Annotated in this window: 12 protein-coding genes; 8 read left to right on the top strand and 4 right to left on the bottom strand. The window is 24.2% G+C overall.

Annotated features, from left to right (window positions below; genetic code table 11):
- The coding region (gene glmS, locus EIC27_RS02400; RefSeq protein ID WP_126044558.1) for a glutamine--fructose-6-phosphate transaminase (isomerizing) at positions 1 to 1184 on the bottom strand (1184 nt) is incomplete at its 3' end.
- A gap of 152 nt (positions 1185 to 1336) precedes the next feature.
- On the opposite strand from glmS, the gene EIC27_RS02405 reads away from it, so the two are divergent.
- Positions 1337 to 2449: a mechanosensitive ion channel family protein gene (locus EIC27_RS02405; RefSeq protein WP_126044559.1), complete on the top strand. Its 1113-nt coding sequence runs from the start codon at positions 1337 to 1339 to the stop codon at positions 2447 to 2449.
- Between the two features lie 23 nt (positions 2450 to 2472).
- Here EIC27_RS02405 and lptC read toward each other — a convergent pair whose 3' ends face one another.
- Together lptC and EIC27_RS02415 are read right to left on the bottom strand one after the other, a co-directional pair.
- Positions 2473 to 2985 carry an LPS export ABC transporter periplasmic protein LptC gene (lptC, locus tag EIC27_RS02410; RefSeq protein WP_162298304.1) on the bottom strand — a complete coding sequence of 171 codons (513 nt, stop codon included), beginning with the start codon at positions 2983 to 2985 and terminating at the stop codon, positions 2473 to 2475.
- A 50-nt stretch (positions 2986 to 3035) separates the two neighbouring features.
- Positions 3036 to 3995 (bottom strand): KpsF/GutQ family sugar-phosphate isomerase, encoded by a 960-nt coding sequence (locus EIC27_RS02415; RefSeq protein ID WP_126044561.1) that lies wholly within the window; start codon positions 3993 to 3995, stop codon positions 3036 to 3038.
- Positions 3996 to 4104: 109 nt separating this feature from the next.
- On the opposite strand from EIC27_RS02415, the gene EIC27_RS02420 reads away from it, so the two are divergent.
- The 6 genes from EIC27_RS02420 to EIC27_RS02445 all read left to right on the top strand — a co-directional run bounded on the left by EIC27_RS02420 (position 4105) and on the right by EIC27_RS02445 (position 13382).
- Positions 4105 to 4719: a LolA family protein gene (locus tag EIC27_RS02420; RefSeq protein WP_126044562.1), complete on the top strand. Its 615-nt coding sequence runs from the start codon at positions 4105 to 4107 to the stop codon at positions 4717 to 4719.
- Complete coding sequence (gene gltX / locus EIC27_RS02425) at positions 4703 to 6097, top strand: glutamate--tRNA ligase (RefSeq protein WP_126044563.1); 1395 nt, start codon at positions 4703 to 4705, stop codon at positions 6095 to 6097. Before EIC27_RS02420 ends, gltX begins: the two co-directional genes overlap by 17 nt.
- A gap of 263 nt (positions 6098 to 6360) precedes the next feature.
- Complete coding sequence (locus EIC27_RS02430) at positions 6361 to 8085, top strand: hypothetical protein (RefSeq protein WP_126044564.1); 1725 nt, start codon at positions 6361 to 6363, stop codon at positions 8083 to 8085.
- 63 nt (positions 8086 to 8148) lie between these two features.
- The gene (locus EIC27_RS02435) at positions 8149 to 9153 is read left to right on the top strand and encodes an aspartate-semialdehyde dehydrogenase (protein WP_126044565.1); all 1005 of its coding nucleotides are present in this window, start codon (positions 8149 to 8151) and stop codon (positions 9151 to 9153) included.
- Between the two features lies 1 nt (position 9154).
- Complete coding sequence (locus tag EIC27_RS02440; protein WP_162298305.1) at positions 9155 to 10378, top strand: pentapeptide repeat-containing protein; 1224 nt, start codon at positions 9155 to 9157, stop codon at positions 10376 to 10378.
- Complete coding sequence (locus tag EIC27_RS02445; RefSeq protein ID WP_126044567.1) at positions 10371 to 13382, top strand: DUF3971 domain-containing protein; 3012 nt, start codon at positions 10371 to 10373, stop codon at positions 13380 to 13382. Before EIC27_RS02440 ends, EIC27_RS02445 begins: the two co-directional genes overlap by 8 nt.
- A gap of 307 nt (positions 13383 to 13689) precedes the next feature.
- Here EIC27_RS02445 and EIC27_RS02450 read toward each other — a convergent pair whose 3' ends face one another.
- A complete protein-coding gene (locus tag EIC27_RS02450) occupies positions 13690 to 13899 on the bottom strand; it encodes an anion permease (RefSeq protein WP_162298306.1) in 210 nt (69 codons plus the stop codon).
- Positions 13900 to 13945: 46 nt separating this feature from the next.
- Here EIC27_RS02450 and tnpA point away from each other — a divergent pair.
- The coding region (gene tnpA / locus EIC27_RS02455; RefSeq protein WP_205702313.1) for an IS66 family insertion sequence element accessory protein TnpA at positions 13946 to 14172 on the top strand (227 nt) is incomplete at its 3' end.

Consider the following 14172-nt stretch of genomic DNA (forward strand, 5'->3'; position numbering starts at 1 on the left):
ACAGATGTTTCTACACCAGCTTCAATAGGAATTAAATAATCAGATAAATTTGCAATTGAACTGTTCAAATTATTAATCAATCCAATTGTTGTGACATTTTGCTTTTTTGCCTCCTTTAGTGCAGATAGTGTATCTAAAGTTTCTCCAGACTGTGAAATAAAAATATAAACTCCTTTTTTATCATAAATTACATTTCTAGCTCTAAATTCTGAGGCAAAATCAATTTCAACTGGAATTTTAGCATAACTCTCAAACCAATATTTTGCCACCATACCTGCATTGTAAGAGCTTCCACATGCAATTATAGAAATTTTACTAACATTAACCCAATCTATAGAACTTAAATTGTCAACATACTCTCTAGAAACCATACTTTGTAAAATATTTTTTAATATAGTAGGCTGTTCACTAATTTCTTTAAGCATATAATTTGGAAATTTTCCTAAATTATTATCTATTTGCTTTTTTTTGACTATTTTTTCATTTCTTGTAATTCTCTGCTTACTATTTCCACCAAATACCTCATAATTTTCTTTAGATATAACAGCTATATCACCATCTTGTAAAACTACCATTTTATCTATAAAATAAGCTAAGGTATTAATATCTGATGCTATGTAATTCTCATGTTCACCTAACCCAATTGCTAGTGGAGAACCATTTTTAGCACAGTAAATATTATTTTGATCTTGAATGAATATAACTGCTATTGCATAATTACCAATAATATCATCAATTGCCTTTTTAAAAGCATCAAAATTACTATGCTTTAAATCTATATAATATTGAATTAAATTTAATATTACTTCAGTATCAGTTTCACCATAAAATTTATAATTTAATTTTATTAACTTATTCTTAATATCTTTATAATTTTCAATTATTCCATTATGCACTAAAGCTATATTATTATTTGAAATTGGATGAGTATTTTGTAAATTCACTTTTCCATGAGTTGCCCATCTAGTATGACCAACAGCAATTTTACCATCACTGGGCTGTTCGTTTGCTTTATTTTCTAAGTTTAGAACTTTACCTAAAGCTTTAACTACTTTTAGATTGTCACCATCATCAATAAATGAAATTCCAGCTGAATCATATCCCCTGTACTCTAAAAAATGTAACCCTTTTATAACTTTCCTTACAATGTTTTTCGTACTATTTAAACAAAAAATTCCACACATATATATATTTTCTTTACTTTTTGATTTATATTCTTAACAAAAATTACTTTAATAACTAGAATTTACAATAAAATGATTATTGCATAATATTACTAAATAATATTAACTATAAAAAAATAAAATAATTCTCTGTGTAAATTAAAATTTGAATTATGTCCAGCACCTTGTTATTTGATTTATTACTAAAAAACAATTCTACCATGTATATATTGGGAGAAATCGCAGTAATTTTAGTTGTAGCTTTTATCCTAAGTAAATTAATAAATAAATTTTATCGTAAATTTAGTAAAAGTAAACATACTAAAAGCTTATATAGTTCACTTATTAATTCAATAAAAACTCCTTTAAAAATTTTCATTTGGATATTAGCGGCCTCTTATATAGTAGTGTTAATTAATAAGTTTTTAAATTTCGATATTTTAAATTCAGTTTTATTAGCTAGAAAAATAGCTTTTATTGCTTTGTTAGGTGTATTTTTATTTAAAATAGTTCATGAATATGAACTATACTCAAAAAAAGCAAATGACCTTGCAAACAGAACTAATATTCCAATTGGCACCTTATGCAGAATATTAAAAATATTAGTTGTTATTTTTGTATTACTCACCACAGTTGAAACTTCTGGAATCAATATTAGCGGGTTACTAGCCCTTGGTAGTGTTAGTAGAATAATATTAGGTTTTGCATCTAAAGATTTGCTTGCAAATTTTTTTGGAGCTACTTTGGTTTATTTAGATAAACCTTTTGAAATTGGTGATTGGGTTCGATCTCCTGATAAAAATATTGAAGGAACAGTTGAAGCTATTAGTTGGAGATTAACAAAAATAAGAACTTTTGATAAACGTCCACTATATGTACCAAATTCTATTTTCAATTCTATAGTAATTGAAAATGCTTCAAGAATGTCACATAGGAGAATTAAAGAAGTTATTGGAATTAGATATTGTGATATTCATTCAGTAAAACAAATAATAAAAAATGTAAAAGATATGCTAATGAATCATGATGAAATTGCATCTGATCAAACTATAATAGTAAATCTTACACAATTTAACCAGTCTTCAATTGATTTTATGGTATATACATTTACAAAAACCACCAACTGGATTAAATATCAAGGTGTAAAACAAGATGTGTTACTAAAAATTAGTGAAATAATTGAAAATAATAAGGCTGAAATGGCATTCCCTACTCGAACTGTATACCTTGACAATAATGAAATAGCTGTAAATGCAAAAGATAATAAACTGCTCGATAAACCTTAAAACAAATTAAAAGATTCTTGTTTCTACTTTATCTTAACCTTTACCCCCTCAGTAAATTTTAACATTCGATTATTATTATTAAAATTAAATCCAAAAGCTTTTAATTCCATATTATGATAATTTATAGTTATTGCTTGATCAGAAGAAATTATATAATTATCATAATCAATTAATATTTTATTGGATAATATTTTAAATTTATCATTATTATTAGCTTTTATATTACCATTTAAAAATACTTTTTTTGTATCCATTTTTAAAACTGCATTATCAGCCAAAAAATCAAAATTTGTATTTTGATTTAATTTAATATGTCCTAATATTGATGTCAAATTTATAAGATAATTTACTTTATTGGCACTTTTAGCCTTAAAAGTTATTTCTCTATTATTCTTATCTCTAAAAAAAAATTCAGGATTTGTGATTGAAGTCTCATATTTTGATTTAAATAACTTTGTAGATTTACCTTCATTAATAAATATATTTTCAGATTCCAATATATTATTATAATAATTGACAATAACAGATACTATCATACTTATCATGATAATTATAAGGCATAATTTTACAAATTTTTTATGCTTCACTATACTATTCCTGCCCTTATTAAATCATGCATATGAATTATACCAATTGGCTTTTTATCTTTTATAATAAAAATCTGAGTAATACTACGTTCGTTCATAACATATAGTGCATGTGATGCAAAAATATCTTTTTCAACAACAAAAGGCTTATCACTCATAATATCTTTTGCACAAACATTTTTAAAATCCATATCAATATGCCTCCTCAAATCACCATCTGTAACAATGCCGATTAACTCTTTATTTTCATTTAATACCCCAGTACAACCAAAGCCTTTTTTTGTCATCTCAATTATCACCTCAATTCCAGAGTTATTGATATCCACTGTTGGAATAGATTCATTTTTATGCATTAATTTTGATACTTTTAATAATCTAGCACCAATTTTACCACCAGGATGTAAAATCTTAAAATCTTCTTTAGAAAAATTTCTAATTTTTTGCAAAGAAATTGCAATGGCATCCCAATAAGAAATCATCATTATTACAGAAGTTGATGGAGCATCTATATCAGATGCCTCTTTACTATTAGGTAAAATAATAGGCAAATCAGATATTTTACTAAGAACAGAATTATGCTTTCTAGTTACCCCAACTATAAAAATATTAAACCTTTTACAATAATCAATAATCGTATTTAACTCATAAGTATCACCCGAATTTGAAAGTAAAACCACAATATCTTGCTTAGTAATCATCCCAAGATCACCATGACCAGCTTCCGCAGGATGTATAAAAAATGAAGGCGTCCCTGTTGATGATAAAGTGGAAGAAATTTTTCTAGCAACATATCCACTCTTACCCATCCCACTTAAAATCAGTCTTCCTTTATTATTAATAATTTTTTTTATTACATTATAAAAATCTGAATTAATTGACTGTTTTAAGTCCATTAACCCATTAATCTCATCTTCAATTATCTGCTTACCAATAAAAATTAATTCAGATTCCTTTTGCATACTATTATTTTTTAAGATATTTAAATAAACTCAAAACAATATTAACATAAGTTGTGCATATTGTAATTAACTTGTACTAATTAATAAACAAAGTAAATTTAAAAACTTAATGAAAAAAACTTTATTTTTAATAATATATTTTACGTCAACTTTCTTATCATATTCCAATAACTTAAATTTGATAAATAAAGTTGAACAATATTTTAATAATATAGAAACTTTATCTGCAGAATTTAATCAGTATTCATTATCAAAAGATCAAAAGTTTTCAACTGGAAAATTATACATATCTAAACCAGGTATGCTAAAATTTGACTATCTTACTCCAAAAAGATTAACTATAATTTTAAGAGGAGGCAACATAATGTATCATAATCATGAACTTGATGAAATTTCCTATATAAAACAAGATAATTATTTTTTTAAGATACTTTCTGAAAAGAATATTAAACTAAATAATAGAGTTAATACTATTAGTCTAAATAATAATAACATTCACATGTATATTGAAAAAAAGATAGATGACAAAATAACAAAAATTAACATGATTTTTTTGCAAGATCCCATACAGTTAAAGGAAGTGCGTATAAAAAATAATGATACAGAAGATTATACTTTGCAGTTTAAAAATATAAAGTATAATCAAAAGTTTGATAGTAGATTTTTCTCTTTTCAACATCCTAAATTTTACTCAGCACCATATACACATGAACATAAGAACTAGATTTGCTCCAAGCCCTACAGGAAAACTCCATATAGGTGGAATCAGGACAGCAATCTTTAACTGGCTTTTCGCAAGAAAAAATAAAGGAAAATTTTATCTAAGAATTGAAGATACAGATAAAGAACGTTCAAAAGTAGAATATGTTGATTCAATAAAATCAGGTTTGCAATGGTTAGGTTTAAATTGGGATGATGAAATAGTGTTTCAATCAGAAAACAAAAATAAACATATCGAAATTATTAATCATTTATTAAAACAACAGAAAGCCTATTATTGTTACGCTACACAAGAAGAAATTCAAAATTTTAAACAAAACAACCCAGGAAAAAAATTTATAAGCAAATGGAGAGATAAGACTTCTAATAGAATTAATAATAATTTAAAGCCGGTTGTAAGGTTGAAAACACCTTTAACAGGCGCTATAATTTTAAATGATAAAGTGTTAGGAAAAATAGAAGTAAATAATTGTGAAATTGATGACATGGTAATTATGCGCTCAGATAACACTCCCACGTATAATATATCATGTGTTATTGATGACCATGACATGCAAATATCACATGTAATAAGAGGAAATGATCATTTAACTAATACCTTTAGGCAAATACAAATTCTAAATGCATTAAATTGGGAAAAACCAATTTATGCTCATATTCCTTTGATTCATGGAAGCGATGGTAATAAAATGTCTAAAAGAGATGGTGCAATAGATGTTAATGAATATAATAAATTAGGTTATTTACCAGAAGCAATTTTCAATTACCTACTAAAATTAGGTTGGAGTTTAGGAGATGAAGAAATAATCAGTATCCAAAAAGCTTTAGAAAATTTTGATTTAAATCAAATTAACAGATCTCCTGCTAGATTTGATATTGATAAGTTAAATTTTATAAATCAACATTACATTAAATCATTAAATGATACCGTTATTTATGAAGAACTAATTAAAAAAATTGATCCTACATTACTAAATAACAATACCTTAGAAAAAATAAAAAAATCAATTCCTCTAATTAAATCAAGAGGGCAAACTATTAATAATTTAGTAGACTTAGCAAATATTTTCATCTCTTATTCATCTCCTACAGATGAACAATCTCAAAAAATATTAGCATTAAAAGAATCTAAAGAAATTTTAGAAAAATTATTGATGATTATTGAAAAAATTGAAAATTGGGGTTCCGAAACACTTAAAAATGAATGTCAAGCTTTAGCAAAAATATTAAAAATAAAATCACCAATTATTATGAAAACATTGAGAGCAGGTGCATTAGGAACTTTTAATTCACCACCTATATATCAAACGTTAGAAATTTTATCAAAAGAAGAAGTTGTCAATAGAATGACTAAAACTATTAATACTTTAAATCATAATTGAAATTCTTTTAGGTTTAAGTTAATAATTAAATTTATAGTGATTTAAATTTAGTAAACTCAAGTTGTTTAAAGTACTTTTATTAATAATAATTTTTATTATTGCAGTATTCTCATTATTGATATTTTTGGCTTTTAGATTGATTCTTTATCCTTTTAGTGTTAAAAAAGATCACCATAAGAAAAGTATAAAAAATGTAAAAAGTATTGAAGAGAACGATCTTTAGCACTTTTTATGTGACTATAAAATTATTGATAAAATAAATCATGATAAGTGAGTTTAATTCTTTAAGATTAATCAATATTACAAAAATTATTTTACTAATATTAAGTGTTATATTATTGATATTAATTTTATTTTTAATGAATTTTTATCCTAACGAAAAAAATGATTATACAAGTAAAATAGAGATTTCAGAGATTTATAAAACAAATAAAAAATTTCAAGAAAAAATAAAAAATATTGAAATTCTGTTAAATATATTAGGTAGAGTTATTGTTGAAAATAATTATAAGAGCCCACAAAAAATTAATTCAGTATTTTCTAAATATATTGATTATTATGAAAATCATTTAGATATTGCTACTAAAAATGATAATCCTCTTTTAATACAATACCTATATAATAATTCAAATATAAAAATAGATAGATTTAGTGGTATTGAAAAATACAATCAAAACTCTAATAATTACGATGATTTAATGAAAAATGCAAAAAACAATAGCTGGAAAATAATTTTTGATAATACAAATAAATTTTTATTAAAAAATGACTATATTTTCTCTATTGCATTTGGCATAAAAAATAAAAACAAAGATTTTCCTGGCATGTTCTTAGTTCATTTAAATAAGGATCATCTTAATAATTTCATTAATTATCCAGGAAATATTTTTGTATTTGATGAAAAATGTAATCTACTATTTGTAAACAATGCAATAGAATTAACTAATAAACAACATCAAATTGACTGCCACAATAATAATTATAATAAAGAATCTAAACAAATAAATAAAATTATAAATAATAACTCAACTAATTCATATAACGTTAATTATAAAGATTTAATATTTCTTTTTGAACCTAGTAAATTTATACCTTATAGCTTTTTCTCAATCGTAAAAAATAACTTATATTTATTTTTAGTTATTATATTAGTATTAGTTATCACGTTATTTACTTCTATAATATTATATGCATTACATTTAAAAATTAGAAAACAAGAAAAGCTATTTGATTATTATACTAGTGATCATAACTTAAATATTAATGAATTTTTAGAAAAAATTAAAGATCTGAATTACCTTATAGAATCTGATAAAGAGTTAACTAATGAGTTAAAAATAATATCTAACTTAATACCTGTACTATCTCAAAATATTAGCAGCAATATATATAATATAGTTAATACATCTAAAAAATTACTAGAATATTGCAAACCAAATGTTGCAGAAGTAAAAGATTTAAAAAATTTGTATCATCAAGTTATAAAAATCGAATATAAAAAATCACTATATAAGAACTATAATAATGTTAATATCTATCAAAAATCATCTCAATTACCTATAAAATCATTACTTCAAGATTTTAACAAAGATTTAAAAAATCATAAAATTCATTGTAAATTCTTAAAAAACTGTTTTATATCTGATCTCAAAATTTTAGGAAATTCTAACTTAATCAAAACAATGTTGATTGAATTGATTAGTAAATTTTATGAAACTTGTGATGTTAATTTTGTTACTATAAATACACAAGATGATTTAAAATTAAAAAAAGTAGCTATTACATTAGAAGGAAATTTAAACCTAGATGAACTTGATAAGGCTGTATTGAGAATTGATTTTCCAAAAACAACAATAATAAATGATATTCTGCTTTCTAGTAAAGGATTATTGTTTGCAAAATTTATAATAAAAATCCATAATGGAATTCTTAAAGTTAAAAAGACAAATAATAAAGTTCTAATAAAACTTTTATTTAACAAAATTTAAATTTCTTTGCTTTCAATTTGAGTTATTATAATATGACTTTAAAACCTATTTGTTTTTCGACATATGAAATATAATATAGCTGTTATTGGTGCTACAGGCAATGTTGGCAGAGAAATTCTAAATATTTTAACAGAATCTCAAATAATAAATATTAAAGAGATACATGCCATTGCTTCTGAAAAATCTATTGGAAAAGAGGTTAGTTTTGGAAATAAAAAATTAAAAACTAAACCATTATCAGGTTTTGATTTTAAATATATTGATTTTGCTTTTTTTGCAACTAATGTAGATGTATCAAAAGAATATATTCAAAAAGTAAGTACTAAGGTAAAATTGGTTGTAGATTTATCATCACATTTTAGAATGAATAAAGAAGTACCATTAATAGTACCAGAAGTAAATTTAGATTCTCTAAAATTAGCTACAAAAACAAAAATTGTAGCAAATCCAAACTGTGTTGCTATTCCTCTTGTAGTTACATTAAAAAATCTACATGATTTCGCAAACGTCCAAAGAATAGTAATATCAACATATCAATCTGTTTCTGGTGCTGGAAAAAAAGCAATGGATGCTTTATATTCACAAACAAAAAATAAATTAGTTAATGCTTTTTCAGAAAGCAATCAAAGAGAAAAAATAGCATTTAATCTAATTCCTAAAATTGATGATATTACAGAAAACGGATATTCTAAAGAAGAGATAAAGGTAATAAATGAAACTAAAAAAATATTATCTAACGACATAGATGTAACTGCTACATGCGTCAGAGTACCTGTTTTTGTTGGGCATAGTATATCAGCTAACGTTGAGTTTTCCAAAAACCTTTCAGTATCTCAAGCATATAGTTTATTAAATAAGTCAAAAGGAGTGATTACAAATAAAACAAGTAAATACGATTTCTTTACGCCTATAGATTGCATGGGAAAAAATGAAGTTTTAGTATCAAGAATTAGACAAGATACTACAAATAACATTTTAAATTTGTGGATAGTATCTGATAATTTAAAGAAAGGAGCTGCACTTAATGCAGTGCAAATTGCTGAAAAATATATTGAAAATTATATTTAATATGAATTTTTTAAATAAGAATTTTTTGAGCTTAATTTTATTTTTATTTATTAACTTATCTTTTGCTGATGAAAAAGCTAAAGACCCTGATACAGTTGAATCAGTCTTAAGAAAGTTTAAACTTATGCAAAACACTTCTAAACAGAATTTAACGCAAGCAATAAAATCTAATAAATCTAATCTTTCTAAACCACAAATTGAAAGTTTTTTAAAATTATCTCAAAATTCAGGCCAACCTATTAATTTAGTTGAACATTTTGGAAATAATTTTAGTGGATTAGATTTATCTGGGCTAGATTTTTCTAATACTATTCTATATAAAGCAGATTTTTCAGATTCAAATTTAACAGATTGCACATTTGTAAATACATTTTTAGAAGAAGCTAACTTTAATAATGCATTATTAAATAATACAATATTTATTGATTATGACTTAAGCAGGTCAAATTTTTCTAATTCTGATTTATCAAATAGTAAATTAAGTAATATATATGCAAAAAATGCAAAATTTTTATCAACAAAATTATTAAATACTAAAATATTTTCATCAAATTTTTCTAATTCTCATTTTGATAACTGTAACTTCAACAATACCAAAATAGTCAAAACTAAATTTAACTATACATTATTTAGCAATGTATATGCGCTTAATCTATTTTGGAATTTAAATTTTTTCTGTTACAGTCGTTTCTACAATCTTACTATAGAAAACAGTAATCTTGCTGCAATAGATTGGAGCAATAGTACTTTTGATAAAGTTACTTTCGAAAATAGCCATATATTTGCAGCAAATTTTCAAAATTGCATTATATCTAATGCAAACTTTAATAAAATGACTGCAAAGGCAGCAAATTTTAGTGAAGCAAATTTATCAAAAATTATTATTAATAAAAGCAAAATGGATTATGCTTTATTTCAAGACTGTAATGCTTCGGAATTTATAGTAAGGTTATGCAATTTAGACAGTTCTAATTTCAGAAGAGCGGAAATATCAAACAGCTATATACTATCTAGTAACTTAAAAAACTCCACATTATATCAAGCAATTATAAATAACTCAGCAATCCACAATTCTTATTTGTATAAAGTTAATTTTTCTAAAAGTGAATTAACAAATTTAACGATAAATGATAGTAACTTATCAAAAAGTAATTTTAGAATGGCAAAAGCAGGTAATTTTACTCTAAAGAATAATCTTATAAAAGATATTTTAGTTAATGAATGATTCTAAAAAATTAATAGCCAAATACTATACTATAAAATTGCTATATTTTTTAAAGTACTTTTTAATTGCCTTATTAATAACATCCACAATCTTTATAGCATACATTAGTTTTTCAGGACCCAAACATTTTAGCTATGTAGATCATTTAGTAAAAAATAGAATTGAGTTAAAATTTCCTGGAATAAAGATCAGTAAAATTGATACTGGTGTTTACCTTAATTGGAAAGATTTTTCAATTACGCTTAATCTTAATAATCTAGAATTAAATTATCAAAACAAAGGTTTTTTCACAGCACCTACATTAAAATTAAAGTTAGATGTTTTAAATTTATTGTTAAATAAATCAAATAATATATTTAGAGGAATTATTATAGATAATAATAATTCAGTATTTAAATATAATCCTTCCAAAACAAATATATCAAATAAGCAAGATAAAATTCCTTTAGGAAATTTTATCAATTTAATTAAAAAATATAAAAATATTAAACATACATTAAATTTTATTAATGAAAACTTTATATTAGATTTAAACGACTCTAATGGAAATGATTATAAAATAAATTTAAAAATCTTAGATTTTAAATTTGCCACCTCCAATAATATTGATACCATTTTAATCACCTCTTTAATAGAAACAGGGGAGCTAAATTTTAATCTAAATATTGCCATAAAAATTATTTCTAATCAGACTTTAAACATTAGCGGCACTATTTCATCTAACAATTCAATAAAATACACTGCTATTGGAAAAACAAAATTTAACCCAAGTTTTCAACTATATTTTGACACCAACGCCTCTTATTTAAATTTCATAGAAAAAATAAATTTCAATTTTCAACAAAATAAAATTTGTCATGTAAAAAATGATGAATTTTTTACAAAAGATCTCAATATTAAGAATTTAAGATTCAAAGGAGAAATTTTAAATAACTTCAATCAAATTAATATTTCTGATTTAAACGCTAATGTGAATGATATAAAATTTACAAAAGGTACTATTAACTATAAAAATCAAAAATTATTTACGAATGTAGATATTCCAAACTTGCTAGCAAGTAAAGTTCTAGATACATGGTCAAATAATTTATTACCTGAAGTACATCTATGGCTCTCAGAACACTTAAAAAGTGGTAAAATAACTAAGATACAACTATCTAGTGATCTTAATAAGGTAGATAAGAAACCAATAGTTACTTCAATATTTCTAAATAATGTAAATATAAAATATCTAAAGAATACACCTAATTTACACATTAAGAATTTAGAAGTTAAATTTTCACCAACCAATTTAGTAATTACAGGTGAAAACGGTAAAATTTTAAATAACTATATAAAAAAAATCACAGCTAAACTTGAAGATCTTAATCAAGAAAATTTAGAAATGAAATTTGATGCTAATATCAACAGCACTATCAAAGATCAGTTAAATTTAGGATACGCACATTATAAATTCCAGAAATTACGAGATATAAATGGACAGGCAGATACTATAATCAATTTCATAGTACCTCTTTATAAAACACCTGATTTTGAGGATTTAAAATTTAACCTCAAGTCTAAATTATCTAATGTTGTTATAGATAATATTTATCATAATTATAAGCTTACTAATGGTGAATTAGAAGCTGAATTGTTAAATGATAATTTACTAATAAAAGGAAAGGCTAAAATCAATGAATTGCTTAATCTATTTATCAACGCAAATCTTTCTATTACAAATAAGCGACAATATAAAATTGAAATAGATATAAATGATAAGTTACAATATTTTCATAAAATTAAATTCCCATTTTCTGAATTTTTTTCTGATAGAATCAATGTAAAAGGCATAATAAAAGCTAATAATAAAAATATTGTTTCTGAATTTTGGGCTAATTTATTCAATACTTCAGTAAATATTAGCCAATTAAGTATAGTAAAAAAACAAAAATTACCTGGAAAATTAAATATTAAATTTATTAATCACTGGGATGATGAAACAAAAATTTCAAAATTTGAATTTAAAATTCCTAATAAGGATTTTTCAGGCTCTGGAATTATCAATAATAAAATTAATGAATTAGTAAAATTTCAATGCAACGTATTACAAAATAAAGTTCAAGGTATAACTTTAAATTATGATAAGGTAGAGAATATAAACAAAATAGAGTTAAATGGAATTCAAGCAGATTTTAGTGATTTTAATCCCAAGGTTTTAATAGAACAATTAAGCACTAATAGTTTAAGCACAAGTGGCTTTTTTACTTTTAATGCTAAGTTAGATAATATATTACTAAGAAATAATATTAATCTCCATAATGTTACTGTTTCAATTAATAATCAAAGAAGCAAAAGCATAAATCTATCAGCATTGACTGATCAAAATCATATTATAAGAATATATTATAATTTCCCAGTGTTATCAGTTATTACTTCTGATGCAGGCACAATTTTTAAAGCCCTTGATATAACAAACAATATAACTGATGGTGACTTAGAAATTAAAGGAATTTTTGAGACACACAAAGATTTCAAAGGTTTTATAGCATTAAATCAATTTTATGTTACTAAAATACCTGCATTATTGAATTTACTTACTTTAACAACTCCATTTTCAACATTACAAAGTATTATAAAAAATAAAGGAATAAAATTTTATAATTTAAAATGTCCTATAGAATACAATGATAAATATTTAGAATTTAATGACTGCATAGCTGAATCAAAGCTACTAGCACTAAAATTAAGTGGTAATATTGATTTAAAAACTAAGTACTTAAATTCAAAAGGTATAATTGTCCCTCAAAATATTTTTAATACTATATTTAATAAAATACCTTTTTTAAATCTTTTTTCTGGGCCTAAAAATGAAGGTGCAATTTTAAGCACATTGTTTGATATGAATGGATATATAGATAAAGATATAAAAGTTAAAGCTAATTATCTCTCTACACTTACTCCTGGATTTTTAAGAAATATCTTTAAACGACCTATATCTAAACCAAAGCATAAAGTACATTAAAAAACAGCAATATTTTTGTAAAAAACCTAATACCAACCCGAACTGGAGATAAGAAATAAGAAATTTATAGCAAATCTTATAATTATGAAGAGGTGTATCTCTCAACAGTCATCACGAAGGAGAGCTTTAGCTCGACTGTGGTGATCCATAACTATTATTGCATTTATATTTGTTGATGCTTTACTGGATTGCCACGGATGCTTATAGCATCCTCGCAATGACTATATCGTTGTTTCTAACTGTGCTAAATATTGTCGTATAGTGGCATTCTAGCTCTTTATAGAGCAATTCTTATCTGCAGCTCGGGTTAATACCAGCCAATTACTTTCCACCAAATTAAATAACCTATGAACCAAATTAATAGATTCACTGTAGCTACATAAAGACCAAGTTTACACCATTTGCTTACTTTAATTCCACTTATCGAAAAATAACCCGGTGCTGTACCAATTGTATAGTGAGTTAAGCCACCAGATATTATTGCAAGGTAAGCGCTAAAATAAGGGCATCTAGGCAAGAATAAAAATAAGTGGTAGAACAAAAGCCTAAAAAAATAGAGGCTAATGATGCTATTAGAAAAAAAGAAAAAAAGAATAAGTAATGAAAAATGGAAAGAGCTAGTAGAAGAATATAAAAAAAGTAATGTAAGTAAATATGAATTTTGTAAGCAAAAGAATGTGCCGAGAAGTACATTTTATAAATGGCACAGAATTCTTGTAGGAAATAAAAGAAATACAGTAAAAAATAAATTTATACCAATAAGAGTGAAAGAATGCGAAGAAGAAAGAAG

Origin of the sequence: Candidatus Aquarickettsia rohweri (assembly GCF_003953955.1) — a bacterium.
GTDB lineage: Bacteria > Pseudomonadota > Alphaproteobacteria > Rickettsiales > Midichloriaceae > Aquirickettsia > Aquirickettsia rohweri.

What these genes read in the sequence shown, in the direction of transcription:
- EIC27_RS02405 (WP_126044559.1), top strand. Translation starts at nt 1,337, where the DNA reads ATGTCCAGCACCTTGTTATTTGATTTATTACTAAAAAACAATTCTACC.
- lptC (WP_162298304.1), bottom strand. Translation starts at nt 2,985, where the DNA reads ATGATAGTATCTGTTATTGTCAATTATTATAATAATATATTGGAATCT.
- EIC27_RS02415 (WP_126044561.1), bottom strand. Translation starts at nt 3,995, where the DNA reads ATGCAAAAGGAATCTGAATTAATTTTTATTGGTAAGCAGATAATTGAA.
- EIC27_RS02420 (WP_126044562.1), top strand. Translation starts at nt 4,105, where the DNA reads ATGAAAAAAACTTTATTTTTAATAATATATTTTACGTCAACTTTCTTA.
- gltX (WP_126044563.1), top strand. Translation starts at nt 4,703, where the DNA reads ATGAACATAAGAACTAGATTTGCTCCAAGCCCTACAGGAAAACTCCAT.
- EIC27_RS02430 (WP_126044564.1), top strand. Translation starts at nt 6,361, where the DNA reads ATGATAAGTGAGTTTAATTCTTTAAGATTAATCAATATTACAAAAATT.
- EIC27_RS02435 (WP_126044565.1), top strand. Translation starts at nt 8,149, where the DNA reads ATGAAATATAATATAGCTGTTATTGGTGCTACAGGCAATGTTGGCAGA.
- EIC27_RS02440 (WP_162298305.1), top strand. Translation starts at nt 9,155, where the DNA reads ATGAATTTTTTAAATAAGAATTTTTTGAGCTTAATTTTATTTTTATTT.
- EIC27_RS02445 (WP_126044567.1), top strand. Translation starts at nt 10,371, where the DNA reads ATGAATGATTCTAAAAAATTAATAGCCAAATACTATACTATAAAATTG.